The following is a 23274-nucleotide window of genomic DNA, read 5'->3' on the forward strand; positions in this document are numbered from 1 at the left end:
GCCCGCGGCATCCGTCTACTTCACGCTGCCCGCGATGAGGCCACCGGCGATGTAGCGCTGCAGCAGGAGGAACAGAATCATCACCGGCAGTGCGGCGAGCACCGCGCCGGCGGCGAAGATGCCCCAGTTCTGCGACTGGAAGCCGGACACGAGCTGGAAGAGCCCGATCGCGAGGGTCTGGTCACGGGGATCCGTCAGCAGCACGCTCGCGATGGCGAACTCGCCGATGAAGCCGATGAAGCTCAGCAGGCCGATGACGGCCAGGATCGGGGTCACGAGCGGGAGCATGATGGTGAAGAACACACGCGCGTGTCCGGCGCCGTCGATCTTCGCCGCCTCGTCGATCGCGGTCGGGATCGTGTTGAAGAACCCGTACATCAGGAAGATGTTCACGCCGAGCGCGCCGCCGAGGTAGACCATGATCAGGCCCGCGTGGGTGCCGAGCCCGATCGCCGGGAAGATGTCGGTGATCCAGATCATGGTGAGGAAGATCGCCACGATCATGAGCAGCTGGGGGAACATCTGCAGGATCAGCAGGCCGAGAAGGCCCGAACGACGGCCGCGGAAGCGCATGCGCGAGAATGCGTACGCCCCCATCGCGCACAGCAGCACGGTCGCGAGGCTCGAGACCACCGAGATCACCAGCGCGTTCCAGTACCACGTCAGGTAGATACCGTTGTCACGCGTGAGGATGTCGATGTAGTTGTCGAGCGAGAAGGCGCGGAAGAGCTCGTTCGACCCGGTGAGGGTGCCGATCGGGTTCAGCGACGCCGACAGGACGTAGGCCAGGGGCAGCAGCGCGAAGATGATGGCTGCGATGGCGACGAGATGACGCCATCCCTTGTCGACGAACCACTTGCCGAACGGCTGGCGACGCGCGTTCGGGTCGCGCCTGGGCGGCTTGGCGGCGAAGTCGCTGATGCCGGCCATCGTGGTCACGCCGTCTGCGCGACCCATCCGGTTCTCGAGGAGCTGGTCCTCTTTGATCTGGCGATCGATCGAGTCGGACATCAGTGCAGATCCTCCAGTGACTTCGTCTGTCGGAAGGAGATGGCCGCGATGATCGCGACGATGATGAAGATCAGGATCGACAGTGCGCTCGCGAGACCGTAGTCACGACCGCCACCGCTGCCGAAGGCGATCTTGTAGACCATCGTGATCATGATGTCGGTGGCGCCGATCGGCAGGGTCGTATCGGGGAATCTCGGATTACCGCCGGTGAGCATGAAGATCACGGCGAAGTTGTTGAAGTTGAACGCGAACGTGGCGATCAGGAGGGGCACGACGGCGACGAACAGCAGCGGCAGCTTGATCGAGCGGAAGATGCGCCACGCGCCCGCGCCATCCATCTTGGCCGCCTCGATGACGTCGTCGGGCAGGGACTGGAGTGCGCCCGTGCACACGAGGAACATGTAGGCGTAACCCAGCCACATGTTCACCAGCAGCACGCTGAGGCGAGCGAGCCATGGATCGCTGAGCCACGGGATGTCGGCACCGCCGAACAGCACCTCGTTGATGAAGCCGAACTCCTCGTTGAGCATGCCCGCCCAGACCAGACCCGTCAGATAGGTCGGGAAGGCGTACGGCAGGATCACGAGGATGCGGTAGATCTTCTTGCCGCGAAGGGTGGGGTGGTTGAACACGATCGCGAGGAACAGCCCGAGCGCGAAGCAGAGGAGGGTCGAGAAGAACGCGAAGGCGAACGTCCAGATCGTCACGCGGATCAGCGGATCACGGATCTGCTCGTTCGTGAACGCGAACGCGTAGTTGTCCCAGCCGATCACCACGCGCCAACCCGGGGTCAGAGCCTGGCCGTCTTCGGCGCGGAAGTTGCCTTCGCCGTCATCGGCATAGACGACCCCCGTCTCGGTGTTCGTGAACGTATCGGCCGCCTCGTCGTACTCGAGCGTCGAGGTGAAGACGAAGGCCGTGGAACCGTCAGGGGTGCGCAGGGTGCCGTCGTTGATGTCGTCCGACACCGGGACGTTGAGCGCGAGAACTTCGTCCTGGAAGCGCAGCACCTGGTTGAGGTTGAGCCGCTCCCATCCATCGGGTGCGCTGGTCGCATCCTCCAGGGGTTGATCATTCGTGCCGAAGGCGGTGCCGCCGCCGGGCTCGGCGACGAGCATTCCGTACTGGTCGGCCTGCCGGTAGATCTCCACGGCGTAGGTGGGAGAGTCCGGGACGCGCTCCTGCGAGGTGCGCACGATCTGCGCGACCGCGTCCTCCTTGGTGCTGTTGTGCGCGTCGCCGTAGTTCGTGAAGGAGATGTAGCCGGTGTACAGGATGACGAACACCTGGAAGATGGCGAGGAAGAAGAGGCCGGGCGTCAGGTACTTCGCCGGCAGCACGCCGGGCTTCAGATAGATGTAGTTGATGAGTGCGACGACCGCCACCAGCAGGATCGCGGCGACCCAGTCACCCTTGCCGATGAGGACGTAAAGGCCGAAAACCGCGAGGGCGTCGATCATGCCCAGCAGCACGACCTTGATGACGAGGGCGAGGATGCCGCCGCTGGTCAGCTTTCTCTGAGGCCCGAACTCGGGTGCCCCGGTTCGCTGTCTCCTCGGCGGCTTCGCCGGGGGTGCCTCGGTCTTCACGTCGGCCATGGACGCTCCCTCATCGCAGTGTCAGAGTCAGAGTAGAAGGATGGGCGGGACCCCGGAAGGGCCCCGCCCATCGTTCGACGGATCAGCCGTCGATGCTTGCCTGGACGTTGTTGGCAGCCGTCGTCCAGATCTCGGCGGGCTCGCCGCCCTCGCCCTTGATGATCTGGAGCTCAGCGTTGCCCCAGTCCGACCACACCGAACCCATCTCGGGGATGGCGGGCATCGGAGCGCCCGTCTGGCCGATCTTGCCGAAGGCCTCGACGTCGGGGTCGTCAGCCGCAGCCTTCTCGTAGGCCGAGATGAGTGCCGGCGGACGGCCGCCGACCTCGAACAGGCTCAGCTGAGCCTCTTCGGTGCTGAGGTAGTTGACGATGTAGTTCGTCGCCGCGAGCGCGTTGGTCGACTTGCTCGAGAGGAAGAACGCGTTGACACCGACGAACGGCTTGGCCTCCTGGCCACCGGCGCTCGGGAGCGGGTCGATGGCGTAGTTGATGCCGGCCTCCGAGATCGCGGGGATGTTCCACGGTCCGGTCAGGTAGTACGGCGACTGGCCGGCGATGAAGAACTCGCGAGCCTTGTCACCGTCGATGTTGGCGTTGAAGACACCCGCACCGGCGGCGCCCTGCGTGCCGAGCCAGTCGGCGAACTCCTGGCCCGCCTCGTCGCCGAGGACGAGCTGCGACGCGTCGTAGCTTCCGTCGGCGTTCTGGGCGAAGACCTGCGAGCCGAAAGAGGTCTGGAACGGGTACAGGTGGTACGGGTCACCCTGCTCCGGTGACAGGCCGACGAGGAAGGGGTACTCGGTGCCGGCGGCCTGGCCGTTGGCGATGACCTCGTCGTACGTCGTGGCGGGCTCCGCCACCAGGTCGGCGTTGCGCACGAGCGCAACGTTCTCGACCGAGTACGGGACGCCGTAGACCTTGCCGTCGTAGGTGACGGCGGCGAGGGATGCCTCGCTGAAGCCGTCGGCGACATCACCGAGCTCCAGCGGCGCGACGACACCGGCGGCGTAGTAGGCGCCGAGCTTGTCGTGCGGGCTGACGATGACGTCCGGGCCCTTGCCGGTGGGAACCTGGCTGATGAAGTCCTGGTCGACCGTCGCGAAGTCCTTGGTGACGAGCTTCACCTCGATGCCGGTCTCCTCGGTGAACTGCTCCGAGATCGGCTCGAGCGCGGGCTTGCGCTCGATGTCGACCCAGACGGTGATGGGGGTCGTGTCGGCGTTGTCGCCTCCGTTGTCGCCACCGTTGTCTCCGCCGCCGCTTGCGCAGCCGGAGAGCACGAGCGCGCCGCCGGCGATGAGCGCGCTGATCGCGAGCACGCTCTTCTTGTTCACCTTCATCGGTGTGTGCCTCTCTGAAGTGCTGTTGGGATCCGAACCGGCCAGGCCGGCGCCGAGCACCGTGAAGGCCGTTCTTCGGCTCGCAGAAACTGCAAGCGCTTACATTGTTACCACGATGTCGCGAGAATGCAAGCCGGAGTTGGGAGAAACGATACGAGTTCGTGACTTCCGTGTTTCGCGGCTTGCCCGCGAAATACACCGATCTGCAAACGCTTCCAAGGGATAGTGCGTCCCCGGGCAACGCGGAGCCCCGGATAGACTGCCCGCTATGGCTGATTCTTCCTTCGACATCGTGAGCAAGGTCGACCACCAGGAGGCCGACAACGCGCTGAATCAGGCCCGCAAAGAGGTCGAGCAGCGCTACGACTTCAAGGGCACGGGTGCGTCGATCGAATGGTCGGGTGAGGCGATCCTCATCAAGGCCAGCACCGAAGAGCGGGCCAAGGCCGTACTCGATGTCTTCCAGTCGAAGCTCATCAAGCGGGGCATCTCGCTGAAGAGCCTCGAGTCCGGCGAGCCGGTGCAGGGCGGCAAAGAGGTGCGGATCACGTCGACGATCAAGGACGGCATCTCGTCCGAGAACGCCAAGAAGATCTCCAAGATCATCCGCGACGAGGGCCCCAAGTCGGTGAAGTCGCAGATCCAGGGCGACGAGCTTCGCGTGCAGTCGAAGTCCCGCGACGACCTGCAGGAGGTCCAGCGCCTGCTCAAGGCCGCCGACCTCGACGTCGATCTCCAGTTCGTCAACTACCGGTAGCGCGACCCTCTGACCTGGGGTTTTTCGGTTTCAGTCCGCACTGAGTCCGCAGAATCCCGGATTTCGCCCATGAAGGAGGCTGTCGCGGACCGCGTCTTGTCCTCCGCGGACGGCCACAGGTGGCTGTAGACGTTCAGCGTGATCGAGGGCGTGGAGTGGCCGAGGGCGCGCTGCACCGTGACGACGTCGCATCCCTGCGCGATCAGGTTCGATGCGAACGTGTGGCGCAGCGTGTGTAGCGTCACCTCGTCAGGGAGCCTGGCATCCTTGCGGACTCGGCGCCACTCGCCGGCCGCGTTGTTGCGATTCCAGAGCCGACCGAGGGGCGTGACGAACAGCTGCTCGTCCGGCGCGGTCACCTGAGCGCGCGTGACGTGCGCGGCCAGCGACGTCATCAGCTCATCGGGAACGTAGACCGTGCGCTCCGACTCGTACTTCGGCGCGACGATCCTCGCGGCCTTGATCGTCGACCCTTGGACCTGGCGGGCCACCGTGATCGACCGACCGAGAAAGTTCACGTCGCGGAGTTGCAGCCCCGCGGCCTCCCCGAGCCGAAGCCCCGCGAAGACGCACACCTCCACGAAGCCGCGGAACTCGTCGGCGGCATCGAGCGCTTCTCGCACCTCCTCGGCGGTGAGGATGCGCATGGCGGCTTCGGCCCGCCGACTGCGCGGTGCCTTGACGCCGAGCGCGGGGTTGGTCGCGATGACGCGGTCGGCGACCGCCGCGCGGAAGGACATCTGGATGTAGTTGAGGCGGGTCTTGATGGTCGAGGCGGCGAGACCTCGCTTCGACTCCCCCGCGACCCAGGCTTGCACGTGCGATGACTTCACGCTCGAGATCTGACCTTCTCGCCAGGGCACACTTTGGACGGCGACCGCCGCCGCTTCATGGGTGCCCATGGCCCACGATTGGCGCTCCATCCACTCCCTCGTCCACTCATCCCAAGTGATGCGCCCGGCCTTGGGATCGACGTACTGGCCGGTGACGACAGCGGCCGCGACCTCGTCGAGCCAACGCTGCGCGTCGCGCCTCAGTGCGAAGTGTCGCGCATGCTCCTTGCCCACCTCGTCGCGATAGCGAGCACGCCAGACGCCGTCCTCACGTTGCTTTATCGATGCCATCGGAATCCTCCTTCTCCCGAGCGGCGCGGGCCTGTGCGCGCTCCTCGGCCAACCGCTGAGTGATCGCCTTCATGAACTCGTCCGAATAGCGGCCGGCGGACGGAACGTCGTCGGGCGTATCGGGGAACGCCGTCACCTCGAGCAGGCCCCGATAGTGCGCCTCGGCACGGATGAGCCCTGCGGCCGCCGCATCGAGTGCGGTGCGGACGATGAGAACGGCGGGGTCATCGTCCTTATCGAACGCACTGGGGTTCCAGTCCATGAATAGGGCGAGTTGCCGCTGCATCTCGAACGAGTCGTACGCGAGCTGTTCAATCGAGTCGAGGACGTCGGTGAACTCGCGGAATCGGTGCGTGAAGTCGATCTGCTCGGATGTCGACAAAAGGATCGCGTGGTGAACGTCGAGGATCCGCCCGACCGCCTCGGCCTCTGACAGCCGGAGCGGGCGCTCGCCCTTTTCGACAGCCCACACCGTTGCCTGCGACCAGCGGAAGCCCCGAGCGCGCATCGCGTCGGCAAGGTCCTTCTGGCTCAGAGCCCCTCGAATGCGCGCAAGATTCCTACCGATTTCGACATCACTAGCCATACGCTCACCCTACTACGAATAACTGTTGCGCACGACTAGAAATCATGGTCTACTGAGATATGCAGTCGACTTCAACTATGAAAGGAGGTGAGGACATGGACAAGATTCTTTTCATCGAGGAGGTGGCCGATCTGCTTCGGCGTACGCCCGCTCAGCTCCGGTGGATGGTGCATTGCGGTACTGCCCCTCAGTCGGCGATGATCGCCGGCCGCCGCTGCTGGCGCCAGTCCGACGTCGAGAAGTTCATCGACGAGGCGTTCTCGAGCACGCCGAACTGATCTCTGTTCCCATCGTCGGAGTCCGGTATCGCTCCGACATGCAGCTGATCGAGTCGGCTGCTGCGGTGTAGTCCCGGGTCGTGGAATAGCGGACGGCCGCAGCGCGAGCGGAGGCCGGAGCATATGCCGTCGAAAGCCCGGGACGGAGACGCAGCGGGCGGCTACCCTCACGCCGTCGGGCCGATTCCGCTCAGCCGATACGGCGCCGATAACTACAACGAGATCCCCGCGCCCGACGCGCTCGGCGCCCCGTAGACGGACTGGGGGTTTTCACGCTCGCGCGCAGCGCGTTGCCGTTCGAGGTGGACTGCGCGGATCGAGTCCGCGATGGTCACCTCGGGAACTCCGCGGAGCATAGAACTCGCGATGTTCGCCCGAGCCGAGGCATCGGTGCGTGCGACCGTGATCGTAATGTTCTGTCGGCGACCGCGCGTGAGCCCGACATACAAGCCCGCGGCATCCACGTCGGGACCGACGATCGAGATGTCGGTCGTCTCACCCTGGACGCCGTGGACCGTGGACGCATAGGCGAGATGAACGTGCTCGAGCGCGAAACCGTGGTCAACCCAGGCGCGCTCGCCCGGATCCGTTGTCGACCTGAGGCAGATGCGGTCGGAGTCGATCCTCTCGACTATCCAGTTCGCCCGGTTATCGACGCCGGCACGTGGGTCATTGCGGCGAGTTTGTACGACCTCGCCGACGTGGAGCCGTTGCTCGTCGCGGCCCCACACGAAGCGTTTCGGATCCAGCTCACCGTGCTCGACGCGGTGCTGCTGGATAAGGTGGTTAATCGCGTCGGCTTCGCTGTTCGTCGCGCACACCAGCGCCACGGTGTGGCTGTGCGCGCGCGCGTCGACGTAGGTGTCCACCATCACCGCGCGTGCTTCATCCGCGCTGCCGACGCGATGGACATGCCCTCGCTCCGCGAGTAGGCCCGCGACCTCCAGAGCATGGATGTCGTCTCGCGGTTCTCGGAGCTGCAGCGTCAGAGCCGCGTAGGTGGCATCCCGAAAGCGATGGGCGGTGTCGAGCTCGAGCGCTGCGTCGGCATGCCGGACGGCGATCGCTATCGCTCCCGCGTGCCCGACGGGCAGGGCCTGGTACGGGTCACCGATTAGCGCGATGCTGACGCCCGAGGCGATCGCGACGTCGGCCAGCGCGGCGGCCGTCTGCAGGTCCATCATCCCGGCCTCGTCGACCACGATCCTGTCGCCTGAGGTGAGCGGGTACCGCTGCGGACCTACGTAGGCCACTCCTGTCACCGGGTCGTGTTCGCCGACCTCGAGCCGGGTCCACTCTTGCGCGGCTGTGGAGTCGTTGGTCCATCGGAAGCCGTGGTCGAAGAGCAACGCGTGAAGGCTCGACGCCTGCGCGCCCGTTTCGCGCGCAGCGACCGATGCGGCTTTGCGGGTCGGTGCGACGACGAGCATCCGACGCCGCCGGGCGAGGATCGCCGCGTGCGCGGCTCGAAGCATCGTGGTCTTACCTGCGCCCGCCGGCCCGGTCACGGTGACCAGACCCCCGGTCCCCGCGATGGCGCACGCCGCGTGAGTCTGCGCGGTGTCGAGCGCAGCGCTGCCTTCGACGGCTGCCGGGACTCGTGGGAGTTCGTCCGGCAGGAGCGACCTGCCTGGGTGCGCGAGCGCGGCGAATCGACCGACGAGCCGAGTCTTCAGCTGCATCGTCCGCGTTGCCATGAGCCGTTTGAGGTGCCCCGGCGCGTCCGGATCGTCGACGAGCGCGAGGACGGAACGGTGAGCTCGCGCGAGGATCTGCTGCTCGATCGTAGAGAGGATCTCGCGGTTGACGGCTAATCCCGTGCGGGAGAGCGCCCGCAACGCTCCTGCCCGCAAGTCGAAATCGCTGAATCTCCCGTTCGATCGTCGCGACCTCTCATCGGCGTCATCGACTGCCGCGGCGGCAAGGGCGTCGAGATCGAGATCTTCGACAGCGATCACAGGGTCGGATCGTGCTTCTCGAGACTCGAGCAGGCCCGGATCGAGGCTTCCCAGCTCGTCTCGAACCGCGGTACTCCATGCGGCCTCGTCGACCAGGGCGGGCTTGCCTGGCCGGGCCATCGCCCACGCCCGTCGATCGATCTGCTTGCGAACGTCCTCTGTCGGGTGCAAACCCGGGTGAGCTGCTTGCCATTCGGCAACCAGCCGACCGCGATTGACCTCGATCTGCGCGGAGCGGCGCGACAGCGGTGCCACTGCTCCAGCGAGTTCGGCGATCTCGCCGTCCTCGCCGATGTGGTAGCCGTATCGAGCGAGAGCAGAAATCCACTCAGGGTCGGTGCGCGCGGCGAGTTCGCCCTCCGCGTTGACCACCGTGTGAAACTTCATCGCCACCCGCGAGTCGATGTTGGACCAGCGGTCGTCCTCGCCGCGCACCTTGATGTTCAACCACAGGTGGCGGTGAATGTGCGGGTCCAGTGCTCGCGAGCGCCGATGCTGCAGTTCGACCACTTCGAGGCGGGCGATCAACTCGCGGACAAGCCCTCCGTGTCCGCGCCGTGCGTTCAGTTCGCGCTGCCACAGCAGGATTGTGCGATCGCGTATGAGATCTTGGAGCGCCTCGAACGCCGTCGCCAGCTCGGGATGAAGCAACGCAGCGATACTGTACGACTTCGGGTGATTCAAGGTGCCGTCGAGGAGAAGATCCGCCTCGGCTCGCAGGTTGGGTCGCCCACGCTCCTCGCCCGTGACCGGGTCGTGACCGGTGACCCATACGCGGAGAGCCCCGGCCGGCAGCTCGTCTGTCCGGAGACGTCCGTCCTGTGCGATGAAGCGTTGAACGCTGGCTCCGTCGGCGGCGCCGTATGCCTTGAGTGCGTCCGCGCCGGAGCCGAGATGTGCGTCGCACGAGCCTTCGAGCGCGTATGCGATGGCTTGGCGCACTCCGCGGGAATCGACCCCTCGCTTCCACCGCTCCAGTCCGCCACGCATGTCGACATGCTACTGCGATATCGAGTTGGTTTCCACTAGCTATCACAGTTGGTGCCTGCGTGCATTGCTGACTCTGAACGTCCTCAAGGCGATGTCGGGCTCGATCACGCCGAGTAGAGCTCGCGACGAGTAGAGCTCGCGACGTGCTGGCGACTCGCGGACGATCTCGCCGAAGTGATCCGCAAGTCACCGTCTGATCGAATTGCTCACAAATCGTCGGGGGCCGAGAAGACCTGTACTGCGCCGCGAGACACGAACCCATGCCGAAACGCGCCCTCTTTCCAAAGCCGAGCCACCCGACCAAGCGTCCGGTTCGTGCCCGCAACCGCCCCGAGGGCGTCGACTACAGTGACGATGTACTTTTCACGGGACGCCCCGTCCATCTCCACGTCCAACGACATCGCGGAGCGGTAACCGTCACGATCCCATCCGGAGGAGCCAGCCAAGAGTTGGTCAGCGCGTATGACGACGGCGCAATCGTTCGCGCGTCGCGTCGGCACGCTTGGATTGAGGTTGATGCCGACGTCTAGCTCGTATCGGTTCAGGTGCGGCACTCGATCGATGTCGCACACCCACTCAATCTCGGCCCAGTGTCGTCGTACTGTCGCGCCGCGCCCTTCGAAACCAGCAGTCTTCAGGGCGGAGAAGATGAGCGATTTGAGCTCTTTCATGTCATTCATGGCTTGTAGACGTCCAACACTCCGGTCCACCCCTGGTCACCATCCGGATCTAGCGCGCGGAGGTAGCCGCGTAGTTGACGATAGCCTCGCGCGATTCCACTGGCGGTGTCTGGCTTGAGCTCGCGGACAATTCGGTTCGACCAGTCAATCGCGTCAGGACGAAGCATCGTGCCCGGAATACGAGCGTTTGTGGAAACCTCCTCGCCGAACAATGAGGAGTAGGCCTCGTGCGCACGTCGACCGTTCGCCGCAACCGCGGAGTCTCCGCCCGCGCTCGATGTGAATCTGCCCACAAATCAAGCCCGAAAGCACGCAAGACGAACTCCTAGAGACTTGGAGACCAACGACAACACGACCAATGCCGTTGTCGCGGCCCCATACAACCCGGGGAACCCCATCCCCGAAGTGCGTCTCGCTAAGCCCGGCGCGCTCATCATAAACACATCCGCGCTTCTAACGAAACTCTCATCTTCAGCGAAGGTGCAACCCGCGGTTGCCCCTGGCGACAGTTACGTACGCCCAGGCGGTTCTCGACTGAAGCGTGAGGGCAAGCTGGCGCGAAAGCGGACGGTTCGTCGCCACGTTCACGAGGCCGCGGCGCTCAGCCACCTCAGCGAGTCAACAAGACCCGAGCTCAGGTGATTTCATCAGTCCGACGCGAGCCTGGGCACGGCGCGCAGTCCGCGAAAAGTCCGCAAGATCTTCCCAGCGCCCCTGCGCGGCCCCTCACCCAGCAACTGAGAATCCGCGTGATTCCGCACGATTCGCCCTTGCCCAATCGCGCACTACGTGTCGGATGCAATGCGTCAACTACCGGTAGAGCCCGGCAGGCCCGCACCGTCCTCCGACCCCCGCTCGCTGCGGACGATGAGCACAGGACAGTGGGCGTGGGCGGCGCACGCCCTGCTGACCGAGCCGAGAAGCAGACCCGTGAAGCCGCCGTGCCCGCGGGTTCCGACCACGAGCATCGCGGCATCCCGAGACGCGACGATGAGCTGGTCGGCGGTGTCTCCCTGACGTGTGCCGGTCGTGAACCAGTCCGGGCGCTCGGCGGGGAACACCCTGCGAGCCTCCTGCTCTGCGACCTCGAGCGCGCCCTCTTCGAGGGTCTCCATCGACTCCGGCGGGTACCACGCGTCGCCCCACGAGAGCGTCGGGTAGTCCCACGCCACGAGGGCATGGAGCGGAAGCCCGAGCCGGGAAGCCATGTCCACCGCGTACCGCAGGGCGAGACGTGACGGCTCGGACCCGTCCACGCCCACGATGATGGGCCGGGAGGGCGAGGACTGCTGCGGCTGAGACATGTCCTCATCGTCGCGTTCGAGCGTCGCTCACGCCGGGCCCAAGGTCCCGCGGCCGGCGCCTTCCGCGCTCGCACGGATCGGGGAGGCGGTTCCCGACCCGCCTCCCCTCGCTGCAGCAGCCGCGGCGCCCAAGGACGCAGCTGATCGGGGCACCGTAAGCACCGGCTGCACGGGTGCGACCCGCAGTTCGACGCTACGGCCGTGCCCGCGGCGGTGCCGGGACGAAGGTCCCCCGCGAGCCGAGCTCCGGTGATCCCGGTCCGCGAGCACCGGAGCTCCTGCGAGCCCCGAGAGCCCGGAGGGCGGACAGGATCGACAGGACATCGACGACCTCCTGAAGCAGCGCGCCGACGAGGGCCGGGAGCAGACCGAACGCGGCGATCACCATCAGCGCCGCGCTCAGCCCCATCCCCAGCCAGATGCTCTGGAGGGCGACGCGCAAGGTGTCTTTCGCGACCCGAAGCGCACGGCCGACGCGGGAGAGGTCGTCGACCAGCAGCACGACCTCGGCCGACTCGCTCGCCGCCGTCGCGCCGGCCGCGCCCATCGCGATGCCCACCTCGGCGGCGGCGAGCACCGGCGCGTCGTTGACTCCATCGCCGACCATGACGACGGGACGGTCCGGCAGGGCACGCACGATCTCGACCTTGTCGGCGGGGAGACATCCGGACCGGACGTCGTCGAGACCCACGAGGTCCGCGACGTGGCGCGCCGTCTGCGCGTCGTCTCCGGTCACCATCGCGATCGTCCGCGCGCCGTGCTCGCGGAGCGCCCGCACGAGCCGAGCCGACTCCGGCCGTACCTCGTCGCGGAAGATCAGCGCACCGGCGTAGCGGCCGTCGACGGCGACGTACGCGGCCATCTCCCCGGCCTTCAGCACAGCCGGCGCGAGCGCGGCGCCGATCCCCTCCTCGACGAACGAGCGCCGACCGATCCTGATCGCTCGACCGCCGACACTCGCGCGAACGCCTCGAGCCGGCGTCTCCTCGACCTCGACGGCGGAGCGCAGGGGGATGCGCGCGTCCAGGGCCGCGCGCACGGTCGCCCGAGCGAGCACGTGCGGCGAGAGCTGCTCCGCTTCGGCAGCGATGCGCAGCAGCTCCGGCGGCGCGCCCGGTTCGGCGCGGAGCTCGACCAGTGCGGGCCGACCGCGCGTGAGGGTGCCCGTCTTGTCGAAGACGAAGGTGCGGGCGCGGACCAGCACCTCGAATGCCCCACCCGTCTTGACGATGATCCCCTCGCGGGCCGCCCGGCTCATGCCGGCGATGAAGGCGACGGGTGCCGCGACGAGCAGCGGGCACGGCGTCGCGACGACGAGCACCTCGGCGAACCGGACGGGATCTCCCGACAACCACCACGCCGCTGCGGCCAGCGCAAGGGCGAAGACGGTGAACGGCACGGCGTAGCGGTCGGCGAGCCGGACGAGCGGCGGACGGCTGCGCGCGGCCTCCTCCACGATGCGCACGATCGTCTGGTACTGGCTGTCTGCTGCCGCGCGGACGGCGACCATCGTGATCGCGGTCGCTCCGTTGACAGTCCCGCTGAGGAGCTCGTCGCCGGCGCCCTTCTCCACCGGGAGGCTCTCCCCCGTGACGGACGACTCGTCGAGGGCCGCGACGGCGTCGACGAGCTCCCCGTCGACCGGGACCAGCTCGCCGGGTCCCACAGCCAGCCGATCGCCCACCCGGACCTCGCTGACGAGGACGTCGCGCAGGGCTCCGTCCTCTCCCACGGCGTGCGCGATGCGCGGCGTGCGGTCGATGAGCGCGTCGAGGTCGTGCTGCGCCCGCCGACCCGCATAGTCCTCGAGAGCCTCGCCGGTCGACAGCATCAGCACGATCACCCACGACGCCCAGTACTCCCCGACCAGGATCGTCGCGATGATCGCGATCACGGCCAGCAGGTCGACGCCGAAGGCTCCGCTGCGCAGCTGACGCAGCATCCGGATGCCGCTGCGCACCGCCATCACGACCGTGAGCGCGATGAGCGTGCCCTGGGAGGCGAGGGTCCAACCCGCGAGCTGGAGCGCACCCGCCGCCGCGCCGGCGGCGAGCGCGGCGATCAGGTACGGATAGGCCAGCCACCCGCCACGGCGCGTCGCCGGACGCTCGTCAATGGGCGCGGCCATTCTCGACGTCGACCTCCGGGACCGGCCGGTGAGAGGGGATGTGGTACGGCTTGTCCGCAGGGAGATGCTCCTCGACCGGCGTCACGCCCGGCGCATCCGTGCCGCCTCCGCCGGGCGAGATGGGCGCGCCGCGCGGGCGGACGGGCCGCTCCTCCGCGATCGGGAACCGCCGGCCCGTCACGACGTTCCCGGACAGCTTCAGGACGTACGGCTTGTGACGCGGGCTCTCGGACCGCACCGACCCGATGCCCGACCGGGCGATCTCGGCCTCGTCGGTGAGTCGGGCGATCGGACCGCGGATGACGACGCTCCAGCGGTGCTCGCCGTCGGAGCCGTCGATCTCGAAAGCGGCGACCGGATGCGTCGCGACGCGCACGAGCTTGGAGTCGTGCGCGGTGCGGATGTAGATCGCGCCCTCGTGGGCGACGAAGTTCACGGGGAAGACGTCGGGCACGTCGTTGTCGCCGATGAGCGCGAGCCGCCCGAACTGCTCCCCTTCGAGGAGCCCCCAGCACTCCGCGGTCCCGAGGTGCTCCGCCAGCGGGGTGTGCCCTTTGCCGGACGACGCTGCCATGATCGACTCCCTCCGTCGAAGCGAGTCCAGCATGCTCGTGCTCGCGGCCGGGGGTCGAAGGTCCCGCCCGACGACCGCCACGGGATCTGGCGCCGCGCGGCGCGGGGTCCTACGCTGAACGCGGCGCGAAAACCAGGGAGGCGCCGATGACCACGGACGACGAGCCCGACCTCCCGGACGTTTCCCGCCTCGAAGCGGACGAGGCGCTGGCAGCCCTGCTGGCCCAGGCCGAGAAGGTGCGACACGTCCAGGATCGGCTGCGCGCGCTCCTGAGCGCCACGCGGGCGGTCGTGGAGCACAGCGACCTCTCCACCGTGCTGCGCCGGATCGTCGAGGCCGCCATCGAACTCGTCGACGCGGAGTACGGCGCTCTCGGCGTCATCGCCCCCGAGGGCGACCGGCTCGAGCAGTTCATCTACGTCGGGCTCTCGGCAGCCGAGGCGGAGCAGATCGGCCACTTGCCCTCCGGCAAGGGGCTCCTCGGAGCCTTGATCGCCGATCCCCACCCGATCCGGCTCGCGCGGATGTCCGACGACGAGCGTGCGGTGGGCTTTCCCGATCACCATCCGGCGATGACCTCGTTCCTCGGTGTTCCGCTGCGCGTGCGCGGCGAAGCGTTCGGGAACCTGTACCTCACCAACAGCCGGCACGGCGGGTTCACCGCGGAGGACGAGAGGCTCGCCGGCGCCCTCGCGGTCACCGCGGGCTTCGCCGTCGACAACGCGCGACTGCTGGAGGAGGCGCGCACACGGGAGCGGTGGATGACGTCCGCCGCCGAGTTGTCGGCAGCATTGCTCTCCACGCCGACCGACACCGCCTTCGACCTCATCGCTGGCCGGACCTTCGATCTGGCCGACGTCGACAGAGTGACGGTGCTGCTCGGAGAGGACCCGCGAGAGCCCCTTCGCGTGGCCGCCTCTCGCGGCGCGGACGAGGCCGAGCTTCGGGGCGCACTCGTCGACGCGAGCCGCGTGTGCGCCGGCGTCGCCCTCGCCGCGGACTCGACGCACGCACTCGGCCGTGACGAGGAGGGCGCAGCCGATCCGCTCCGCCTGTCCGCCGACGGAGCTGTCGGCCCCGCCCTCGTCGCCCCGCTGCGCACGCAGTCGAGGCTCTGGGGCGCGGTGTGCCTCGCGAGGGCACCGCATCGCCCGCACTTCACGCGGGCGGAGAGCGAGAGCATCGGGGACTACGTCTCGCGCGCCGCCATCGCCCTCGAGCTGGCGATCGCGCGCGAAGAGGGCCAGCGGGCGATGCTCGCGGACGATCGCCGGCGCATCGCCCGCGACCTGCACGACCACGTCATCCAGCAGCTGTTCGGCACGGGGCTGACCCTGCAGGCCGTTGCGAGCACACTTCCGGCAGGAGGGTCTGCGGACCGGCTCGCGGACTCGATCGATCAGCTCGACAGTGCGATCTCGCAGATCCGCACCGTCGTGTTCGCGCTGTCCCAGCGAGATGACGTGTCGGTGAGACACCACGTGCTGGATGTCGTGGCCGACCTGTCCGCGGCAGTGCGCCACCCCCCGGCGATCCGCTTCACCGGGCCGGTCGATCACTCGATCACAGGCGACCTCTCCAGCGAGGTCGTCGGGGTCGCTCGGGAGCTGCTGAGCAACGCGGTACGCCACTCGAACGCGGACCGCATCTCGGTCGAGGTGGCCGTGGACGGAGGTTCCGCGCTGGTGACGGTCGAGGATGACGGGAATGGAATCGCGGACGACGTGACGCGCAGCGGACTGGACAACCTGGAGCACCGGGCACGGCGGCGCGGCGGTGCCCTCACCATCGCGACCGGCGGCGCGGGGACCCGGGCGACCTGGCGGGTGCCCCTGGAGCCTTCGCCGGCGCCGCCGAGGGGAGACGGCCGATGATCGGCGTCTTCCTGGTCGACGACCACGAGATCGTCCGCCGCGGTCTCGTCGATCTCGTCGGGTCCCAACCCGACCTCGAAGTCGTGGGCGAAGCGGCGACGGTGCGCCAGGCGCGCGGGCGCATCGAGGCGACGGCCCCGAGCGTGGCCGTGCTCGACGTGCGCCTTCCGGACGGCAGCGGCGTCGACCTCTGCCGCGACATCCGCTCCCGACTGCCCCAGGTGCACTGCCTCATGCTGACCGCCTACGACGACGACTCGGCGGTGAGCGCCGCGGTGCTGGCCGGGGCATCCGGCTACATCCTGAAGGATGTCGGCGGATCGCGGCTCGTCGACGCGATCCGCGCGGTCGCCGGCGGTCGTTCGCTGATGGATCCGGCGCTCGTCCGCCGCGCGGCCACGCGCATCCGGCAGCGCGCGGACGATGACGATCCTCGACTCGGGTCCCTCGGGCTCCGAGAGCGACAGATTCTGCGCCTGATCGCCGACGGACTGACCAACCGGCAGATCGGCGAGCGGCTCGGACTCGCGGAGAAGACGGTGAAGAACTACGTCTCGTCGCTGCTGAGCAAGCTGGGACTGGAACGACGCACGCAGGCCGCGATCTTCGAACTGGAGCACCGATCGGAGTGACGGACCGAGGTCTCAGCGCCCCGCGGGTTCCGTCGGGCGGCGTGCGGAGGTCGCTGTCGACCGGCGCGGATAGGGCTCGAAGTCCAGGACGCCCAGGTGGACGAGGACGAGCCCGAGCTCCAGCATCCCCGCCGTGAAGTACACCGCCTGCAGCGGGCTGAAGGGGATGAAGACCATCTGGATGAAGATCCAGATGAGGCACGCGAACCCCGTCGCGGCTGCCAGGAAGGCCGCTCGCCCGGCATGACGCAGGACCGCGAAGAACGCGAGCGCCTGGCTGCCGGCGACGAGGACGATCAGCGCGAGGCCGGGCACGACGTAGGACGTGAAGGGCGAGCCCTCCAGATACTCCATCGGCGGCACGAGCACGGACCCGAGTGCGGGATCGAGGGAGCCCGCGATCAGGGCGATTCCCCCGGCGAGCGCGGTGACCGAGACGAATGCGAGGACCGACAGCAGAACGATGCTGGCCGTGCGAACCATGACTAGTCCTCCTCCTCGAACCGCGCGGGCCCCGCGTCGGCGGGGACCACTGTGACGGGGCACTCGGCGTGCCACAGCACTTCCTGGGCGACCGACCCGAGCAGGCTTCCGGCGAGCAGGCCCCGGCGGTGCGTGCCGATCACCAGCATCGATGAACGGGAGGCGAAACGCAGCAGTGCCGCCGACCGGCTGTCACGGATCAGCTCCGTCTGCACTGGAATCATCGACTGTCTGTCGAGAACCCACGTCAGAGCCGCCTCCAGGACCTCTCGGTGCTCGCCCATGACGGTCTCGGGAGTGGCCACCATCACCGCGCTCCCCGCGAACGACGGCGTCGGCATCAGCCACGAGTGCACGAGCCGCAGCCCCGCACCGGTCCGCTTGGCCTCCTGGACGGCGAACGCGAGCGCCGCGGCCGATGACCCGTCCGACGCGATCCCCACCGTCACCGACTCGGCGCTGTCGACCCAGCCGGCCGGCACCATCGTGACCGGCACGTGGGCCTTGGTGCTCAGTTTCAACGGCAGCGCGCCGGCCACTGCGGCGCGGATCGGGTGGCCGGGGTTGATTCCGACGACCAGCAGATCGGCGTCGTCGGCGAAGTCCGTGAGGCTCTCGGCGGCGCTGCCCTCCAGGCGATGAAGCTCGACGGCCACGCCGGGCGCATGCTCGCGGAGGTAGGTCTCGGCCTCGGCGAGTTGCGCGAGGGCGGACTCCCGGTCGCTCGCGAGCCGGGCCACGACGTTCACCACCCCGACCCGAGCCGACTCCGCCGCCACCCGGCGCGCCACCCAGCTCAGCGCCGAGCCCGACGCCGGGGAACCGTCGTAACCGAGAACGATGCGTTCCACCGATGCCTCCAGAACTCTCCGCGACCACCGCCGCGAGAGCGACGCTAGGACCCGGCGCAGGGCGTCAACGGGTCCAAGGTCCCGCCGCGCCGGGCATTCACCCCGGGCGCTCGCCGGGCGGGACCTTCGGCCCGGCGCCGGCCGTTCCGCCGCGGTGCAATGGCGTGGACGGAAGGAATCTCATGACTCACAACGCTCACCGCTTCGCCGGTGCCACGGTCATCGTCACGGGGGCCGGTTCGGGAATCGGCCGGGCCACGGCCGAGCGGCTCGCTGCCGAGGAGTGCCGCGTGGTCGCGGTCGACGTGTCGGCGGAGCGACTCGCGCACCTGGAGCAGGAGGTCGACGGCGACATCGTGACCCTCGCCACCGACATCACCGACCCGGCGAGCACGGCCGCGATCCTGGAGCTCGCGGGTGACCGCATCGACGGGCTGGCCAACGTCGCCGGGATCATGGACGGCTTCGAGCCGACCGCCGACATCGCCGACGCCACGTGGGAGCGCGTGATGGCGGTGAACGTCACCGCCATGATGCGGCTCACGAGAGCGGTCCTTCCGGGCATGCTCGCCCGCGAGCAGGGCAGCATCGTCAACGTCGGGTCGGAGGCCGGCCTGCGCGGCTCGGCCGCGGGGACTCCCTATACGACCTCCAAGCACGCGGTGAACGGGCTCACCGTGAGCACCGCCTTCTTCTACACGCCCCGCGGCGTACGGTGCAACGCCGTCGCCCCCGGTCCGGTGGCGACGAACATCGAGGCGCCCTTCCGCTCGGAATGGGCTCAGGCCCGGCTCGGACCGTTCTTCCAGACGAACCTCCCCGCGGTCGCCCGCCCGGAGCAGCTCGCCGCCGCGATCACCTGGCTGCTCAGCGACGACGCCTCCAACGTGTCGGGCGCGATCATCCCGGTCGACGGCGGCTGGGCCGCGATCTGAGATGAGCCGGCCGCCCGGCCGGCAGGAAGGAAGGGATCCATGTCGGATGCCGAGACCGGCGCCCCGAAGGTGGCGCTGGTGTACGAGTCGATGTTCGGCGGCACGCGCCGCATCGCCGAGGCGATCGCCGAGGGCATGCGCGCCTTCCATCCGGTGACCGTGGTCCCGGTCGAGGAGGCGAAACGTCTTCCCGACGACATCGACGTGCTGGTGGTCGGCGCGCCGACCCATGCCCACAGCCTGAGCCGCCCCGAGTCACGTGCCGAAGCCGTGCAGTGGGCGCGCGACGAGCGGAAGGACCTGCACCTCGACGGCGTGTGGTCCGATCTCGGGATCCGGGAGTGGCTGAAGGACTTCTCGCCGCAGGTCGCCCACCACGCCGCGTTCGACACGCGCGCCGACATGCCCCGGATCTTCGCCGGCTCGGCCGCTGCCGCGATCGATCGTCGGCTGACGAAGCTGGGGTCGAAGCGGGTGATCGAACCCGAGAGCTTCTTCGTCGACCGCGAGAGCCATCTGGAGGCCGGACAGGTCGAGCGAGCCCGGGCGTGGGGAATGCAGCTGGCCGCCCAGCTGCTCCCCTCCCCCGCGCGCTGAGGGGCGGCGGGCCGGTGCGCAACCGGTTCCTCAGGACGAACGTCCCCCCGCGGGCTCGAGAGCGGACTCGGGCTCGGGGAGCGCGGAGGCCCCGCGCTGGGCGAGGCGCATCCAGGTCCCGACGATGCTGTCGGGGTTCAGCGAGATCGAGCGGATACCCCGGTCGACGAGCCACTCGGCGAAGTCGGGATGGTCCGACGGACCCTGCCCGCAGATCCCGATGTACTTCCCGCGCCGGTTGCACGCGTCGATCGCCAGGCCGAGCACCTCGAGGACGGCCGGATCGCGCTCGTCGAAGGCCGCAGCAACGAGCTCGGAGTCGCGATCGACGCCGAGCACGAGCTGCGTCATGTCGTTCGAGCCGATCGAGAAGCCGTCGAAGTGATCGAGGAAGCGGTCGGCGATCATCGCGTTGGACGGGATCTCGCACATCATCATCACCTCGAGGCCGTTCTGCCCGCGCCGCAGGCCGTTGGCCGCCAGCGCGGCCTCGACGGCCGCCGCCTCGCCGACGGTCCGCACGAAGGGGATCATGATCTTGAGGTTGGCCAGGCCCATCTCGTCGCGCACGAAGCGCAGCGCCTCGCACTCCATCGAGAACGACTCGGCGAACCGATCGGTGACGTAGCGCGACGCGCCGCGCCAGCCGAGCATCGGGTTGTCCTCCGTCGGCTCGTACCGGTCCCCGCCGAGCAGGTGGGCGTACTCGTTGGTCTTGAAGTCGCTGGTGCGCACGATCACCGGCTTCGGAGCGAAGGCGGCAGCGATCATCGAGACGCCCTCGGCCAGCCGCCGGACGAAGTACTCCCGCGGCCCGCCGTACGGGGCGACGCGTCGCGAGATCTCGTCCGCGATCACCCCATCCAGCGAATCGAGGTCGAGCAGGGCCTGCGGATGGATGCCGATCATCTCGTTGATGATGAACTCCAGGCGGGCGAGCCCGACGCCCGCGTGGGGCAGCTCGGCGAAGGCGAACGCCTGGTCGGGCGCGCCGACGTTCATCATCAGGTCCACCGGGATGGGAGGCATCCGGTCGATGCGCGTGCGCTCCTCGGTGAAATCGGCCGACCCTGCGAAGACGTGCCCGTTGACGCCGTCGGCGCAGCTGACGGTCACCACCGCTCCGTCGATGAGGTCCCGCGTGGCGGTTCCGGTGCCGACGACGGCGGGGATGCCGAGCTCGCGCGCGACGATCGCCGCGTGGCACGTCCGCCCGCCCCGGTCGGTGACGATCGCGGCCGCCCTCTTCATCACCGGCTCCCAGTCGGGATCGGTCATGTCCGCGACGATGACGTCACCCGGGCGAACGCGATCCATCTCGGCGACGGAGGCCATGACGCGCACGGCTCCCACCCCGATGCGCTGACCGATCGCACGGCCAGAGGCGAGAAGGTCGCCGTGGGAGTGGAGGACGAACCGGTCGAGACTCGCTCCGTCGTCCCGCGAGGCGACCGTCTCGGGACGCGCCTGCAGGATGTAGAGCAGCCCGTCGCGACCGTCTCTGGCCCATTCGATGTCCATCGGCCGTCCGTAGTGCTCCTCGATCACGAGCGCATAGCGCGCGAGCTCGACGACGTCGTCGTCGGTGAGACTGAATCGTGCGCGCTCCTCCGGCGCGACGTCCTCGAACACGGTGCTGTGGTCGACGGTGCTCTCGCCCGCGAAGCGCAGCGCGATGGCCTTCTGGCCGAGGCGGCGCCGCAGGATGGCGGGGCGCCCGGCTCGCAGTCCCGGCTTGTAGACCAGGAACTCGTCCGGGTTCACGGCGCCCTGCACGACCGCCTCACCCAGGCCGTACGCACTGGTGATCAGCACGGCGTCCCGGAAGCCCGACTCGGTGTCGAGCGTGAAGATCACGCCGGAGGCGCCGACGTCGGACCGGACCATCTTCTGCACGGACGCCGACAGCGCGACATCGGAGTGCGCGAATCCCTGGTGCACGCGATAGGCGATCGCGCGGTCGTTGTAGAGGGACGCGAACACCTTCTTGATCGCCGCGAGGATGTTCCGGGCACCGGCGATGTGCAGGAAGGTCTCCTGCTGTCCTGCGAACGAGGCATCCGGGAGGTCTTCGGCCGTCGCCGACGAACGGACCGCCCAGGTCACATCGGGGTCGGACTCGTGCCCGACCGCGCGGGCGAACGCCTCCCGGATGTCCCGTTCGAGCTCCGGCGGCAGCGGCTGCTCCTCGATCATCGATCGGATGGCGGCGCCGGCGTGCGTCAACGCCGTCACATCCGAGACATCCAGCGATGAGAGCATCCGCTCGATCCTGGCGTCCAGTCCTCCCGCGGCGAGGAAGCTGCGGTACGCCGTCGCCGTCGTGGCGAAGCCGCCGGGAACCCGGACGCCGCGTTCTGCGAGCCGGCCGATCATCTCTCCGAGGGAGGCGTTCTTCCCGCCGACCTCCGGGAGATCGGCCATCGAGATGTCGGCGAGCGGGATGACGGTGCTCATGCACTCCTCCTTCGCATCGGACTGTCGCGATGCGGGAACAGTGTCTCTGCGGGCTGACTCTCCCCGCGGGCCGAAGGTCCTACCGGACGGTCTGTTCCGAGCGGGAGGGCGGATGCCTCGGCACGAGGCATCCGGTCATCCACTGCGCGAGCGCGCGATAGGCCGCCGCGCGCGGCTCCGGCCGGGAGAGGAAGACGTCGTGGATGGCTCCGTCGAGGCGCGCGATCGTGACGAGCGAGCCCAGCCGCGTCGCGCTGCGGGCGATGTCGTCCACCACCAGGACCGAGTCCGACGACGTCATCGCCTCGTCCCACGCCAGCGGCGGGGACGACCTCGTCGACAGGAGCACGAGGGCCGGGCACCCCACGTCGAGGCCGCGCGCCACCCGACGATGCCCGTCCAGGATCGCCGCCAGCCAGGCCGGGCGCGTGGGGAAGCCGCGCTCGGGGCGCCACTCGGGCCGGTCCACCGCGAGCGGCAGCGCGCCGACTTCGGTCTGCGCCCGTGTGTAGAACCCGAGGTCGACCGCCGGCTGGTTGCCGCGCGGATCCCACCGAGCGCGCGCCTGCACGAGGGGTGCGATCGCCTGGCGTCCGATGGCGCCGAGCTGCAGCTCGAGCCACGGGCTGTTGAGCACGAGAGCCGTCGCGCGGCCGGGATGCCGCGCGGCCCACAGGGTGAGCGTGAGGCCGCCGGTCGAGTGGCCGAGGAGTACGAGCCGACGGCGCGCGTCGGCCGCCGGCGCGTGGCCCATCTCGGCGAGCGCGGCCTCGATGTCGACGTCGTAGTCGTCCAGCGCGTCGATGTACCCGGGCGACTGCCCGGGCCGCAGACTCCGCCCGTACCGTCGGAGGTCCAGCGCGAAGAAGCGCGCGCCGCGGTCGGTCCAGAATCGCGCGAGCTCGGTCTGGAAGAAGAAGTCGGACCAGCCGTGGACGTACAGCACGTCGACATCCCGCAGAGGCCGCCACCAGGAGGTGAGCGGATCCGGGATGCTGCGCACCAGCGTCGCGACAAGGAGCTCTCCCGACTCCCCCTTCACGCCGAGATCGAGCGTCAGCTGCTCGAACGGCTTGCCCAGGACATCGGGGCTCCACTGGGCTGACATGGCCTCA

At 68.5% G+C, this 23274-nt stretch carries 21 protein-coding genes; 6 read left to right on the top strand and 15 right to left on the bottom strand.

Annotated elements, in window-relative coordinates:
- Positions 1–15: 15 nt before the first annotated feature.
- The 3 genes from ACFQ0P_RS02560 to ACFQ0P_RS02570 all read right to left on the bottom strand — a co-directional run bounded on the left by ACFQ0P_RS02560 (position 16) and on the right by ACFQ0P_RS02570 (position 3951).
- Positions 16–930, bottom strand: coding sequence for a sugar ABC transporter permease (locus ACFQ0P_RS02560; RefSeq protein WP_204981503.1), 915 nt, complete (start codon positions 928–930; stop codon positions 16–18).
- 80 nt (positions 931–1010) lie between these two features.
- Positions 1011–2609, bottom strand: coding sequence for an ABC transporter permease subunit (locus tag ACFQ0P_RS02565; RefSeq protein WP_204980153.1), 1599 nt, complete (start codon positions 2607–2609; stop codon positions 1011–1013).
- Between the two features lie 82 nt (positions 2610–2691).
- A complete protein-coding gene (locus ACFQ0P_RS02570; RefSeq protein WP_204980154.1) occupies positions 2692–3951 on the bottom strand; it encodes a sugar ABC transporter substrate-binding protein in 1260 nt (419 codons plus the stop codon).
- A gap of 268 nt (positions 3952–4219) precedes the next feature.
- Here ACFQ0P_RS02570 and ACFQ0P_RS02575 point away from each other — a divergent pair, with 268 nt between their 5' ends.
- Complete coding sequence (locus tag ACFQ0P_RS02575) at positions 4220–4708, top strand: YajQ family cyclic di-GMP-binding protein (RefSeq protein ID WP_204980155.1); 489 nt, start codon at positions 4220–4222, stop codon at positions 4706–4708.
- Here the strand turns inward: ACFQ0P_RS02575 and ACFQ0P_RS02580 are convergent.
- A complete protein-coding gene (locus ACFQ0P_RS02580) occupies positions 4699–5832 on the bottom strand; it encodes a tyrosine-type recombinase/integrase (protein ID WP_204980156.1) in 1134 nt (377 codons plus the stop codon). The two genes, ACFQ0P_RS02575 and ACFQ0P_RS02580, sit on opposite strands and share 10 nt — an antisense overlap.
- Entirely contained in the window at positions 5810–6418 is a 609-nt protein-coding gene (locus ACFQ0P_RS02585; protein WP_204980157.1) for a helix-turn-helix domain-containing protein, read from the bottom strand. The genes ACFQ0P_RS02580 and ACFQ0P_RS02585 overlap by 23 nt, the downstream gene beginning before the upstream one ends.
- Before the next feature lie 95 nt (positions 6419–6513).
- Here ACFQ0P_RS02585 and ACFQ0P_RS02590 point away from each other — a divergent pair, with 95 nt between their 5' ends.
- Entirely contained in the window at positions 6514–6696 is a 183-nt protein-coding gene (locus ACFQ0P_RS02590) for a helix-turn-helix transcriptional regulator (RefSeq protein WP_204980158.1), read from the top strand.
- Between the two features lie 212 nt (positions 6697–6908).
- Here the strand turns inward: ACFQ0P_RS02590 and ACFQ0P_RS02595 are convergent, their stop codons facing one another.
- The 6 genes from ACFQ0P_RS02595 to ACFQ0P_RS02620 all read right to left on the bottom strand — a co-directional run bounded on the left by ACFQ0P_RS02595 (position 6909) and on the right by ACFQ0P_RS02620 (position 14330).
- Positions 6909–9644 (bottom strand): AAA family ATPase, encoded by a 2736-nt coding sequence (locus tag ACFQ0P_RS02595; protein WP_204980159.1) that lies wholly within the window; start codon positions 9642–9644, stop codon positions 6909–6911.
- A 206-nt stretch (positions 9645–9850) separates the two neighbouring features.
- Positions 9851–10324 carry a hypothetical protein gene (locus ACFQ0P_RS02600; protein ID WP_204980160.1) on the bottom strand — a complete coding sequence of 158 codons (474 nt, stop codon included), beginning with the start codon at positions 10322–10324 and terminating at the stop codon, positions 9851–9853.
- On the bottom strand, positions 10321–10617 hold the full coding sequence (locus ACFQ0P_RS02605; protein ID WP_204980161.1) for a hypothetical protein: 297 nt from the start codon (positions 10615–10617) through the stop codon (positions 10321–10323). The genes ACFQ0P_RS02600 and ACFQ0P_RS02605 overlap by 4 nt, the downstream gene beginning before the upstream one ends.
- Before the next feature lie 513 nt (positions 10618–11130).
- Entirely contained in the window at positions 11131–11628 is a 498-nt protein-coding gene (locus tag ACFQ0P_RS02610; protein ID WP_204980162.1) for a universal stress protein, read from the bottom strand.
- Positions 11629–11821: 193 nt separating this feature from the next.
- The gene (locus ACFQ0P_RS02615; protein WP_204980163.1) at positions 11822–13756 is read right to left on the bottom strand and encodes a heavy metal translocating P-type ATPase; all 1935 of its coding nucleotides are present in this window, start codon (positions 13754–13756) and stop codon (positions 11822–11824) included.
- On the bottom strand, positions 13740–14330 hold the full coding sequence (locus ACFQ0P_RS02620; protein WP_204980164.1) for a pyridoxamine 5'-phosphate oxidase family protein: 591 nt from the start codon (positions 14328–14330) through the stop codon (positions 13740–13742). Before ACFQ0P_RS02620 ends, ACFQ0P_RS02615 begins: the two co-directional genes overlap by 17 nt.
- A gap of 146 nt (positions 14331–14476) precedes the next feature.
- Here ACFQ0P_RS02620 and ACFQ0P_RS02625 point away from each other — a divergent pair, with 146 nt between their 5' ends.
- Together ACFQ0P_RS02625 and ACFQ0P_RS02630 are read left to right on the top strand one after the other, a co-directional pair.
- A complete protein-coding gene (locus ACFQ0P_RS02625; RefSeq protein WP_204980165.1) occupies positions 14477–16204 on the top strand; it encodes a GAF domain-containing sensor histidine kinase in 1728 nt (575 codons plus the stop codon).
- On the top strand, positions 16201–16836 hold the full coding sequence (locus tag ACFQ0P_RS02630; RefSeq protein WP_204980166.1) for a response regulator: 636 nt from the start codon (positions 16201–16203) through the stop codon (positions 16834–16836). The genes ACFQ0P_RS02625 and ACFQ0P_RS02630 overlap by 4 nt, the downstream gene beginning before the upstream one ends.
- 12 nt (positions 16837–16848) lie before the next feature.
- Here ACFQ0P_RS02630 and ACFQ0P_RS02635 read toward each other — a convergent pair whose 3' ends face one another.
- Positions 16849–17319 (bottom strand): hypothetical protein, encoded by a 471-nt coding sequence (locus tag ACFQ0P_RS02635; RefSeq protein WP_204980167.1) that lies wholly within the window; start codon positions 17317–17319, stop codon positions 16849–16851.
- A 2-nt stretch (positions 17320–17321) separates the two neighbouring features.
- Positions 17322–18170, bottom strand: coding sequence for a universal stress protein (locus ACFQ0P_RS02640; protein ID WP_204980168.1), 849 nt, complete (start codon positions 18168–18170; stop codon positions 17322–17324).
- A gap of 182 nt (positions 18171–18352) precedes the next feature.
- On the opposite strand from ACFQ0P_RS02640, the gene ACFQ0P_RS02645 reads away from it, so the two are divergent.
- Both ACFQ0P_RS02645 and ACFQ0P_RS02650 read left to right on the top strand, forming a co-directional pair.
- Positions 18353–19105: an SDR family NAD(P)-dependent oxidoreductase gene (locus tag ACFQ0P_RS02645; RefSeq protein ID WP_204980169.1), complete on the top strand. Its 753-nt coding sequence runs from the start codon at positions 18353–18355 to the stop codon at positions 19103–19105.
- Positions 19106–19144: 39 nt separating this feature from the next.
- Complete coding sequence (locus ACFQ0P_RS02650) at positions 19145–19702, top strand: flavodoxin family protein (RefSeq protein WP_204980170.1); 558 nt, start codon at positions 19145–19147, stop codon at positions 19700–19702.
- A gap of 30 nt (positions 19703–19732) precedes the next feature.
- Here ACFQ0P_RS02650 and ppsA read toward each other — a convergent pair whose 3' ends face one another.
- Together ppsA and ACFQ0P_RS02660 are read right to left on the bottom strand one after the other, a co-directional pair.
- Complete coding sequence (ppsA, locus tag ACFQ0P_RS02655) at positions 19733–22159, bottom strand: phosphoenolpyruvate synthase (protein WP_204980171.1); 2427 nt, start codon at positions 22157–22159, stop codon at positions 19733–19735.
- A 79-nt stretch (positions 22160–22238) separates the two neighbouring features.
- On the bottom strand, positions 22239–23267 hold the full coding sequence (locus ACFQ0P_RS02660) for an alpha/beta hydrolase (RefSeq protein ID WP_204980172.1): 1029 nt from the start codon (positions 23265–23267) through the stop codon (positions 22239–22241).
- Positions 23268–23274: the final 7 nt, after the last annotated feature.

Origin of the sequence: Microbacterium insulae, assembly GCF_042677065.1 — a bacterium.
GTDB classification, from domain to species: domain Bacteria; phylum Actinomycetota; class Actinomycetes; order Actinomycetales; family Microbacteriaceae; genus Microbacterium; species Microbacterium insulae.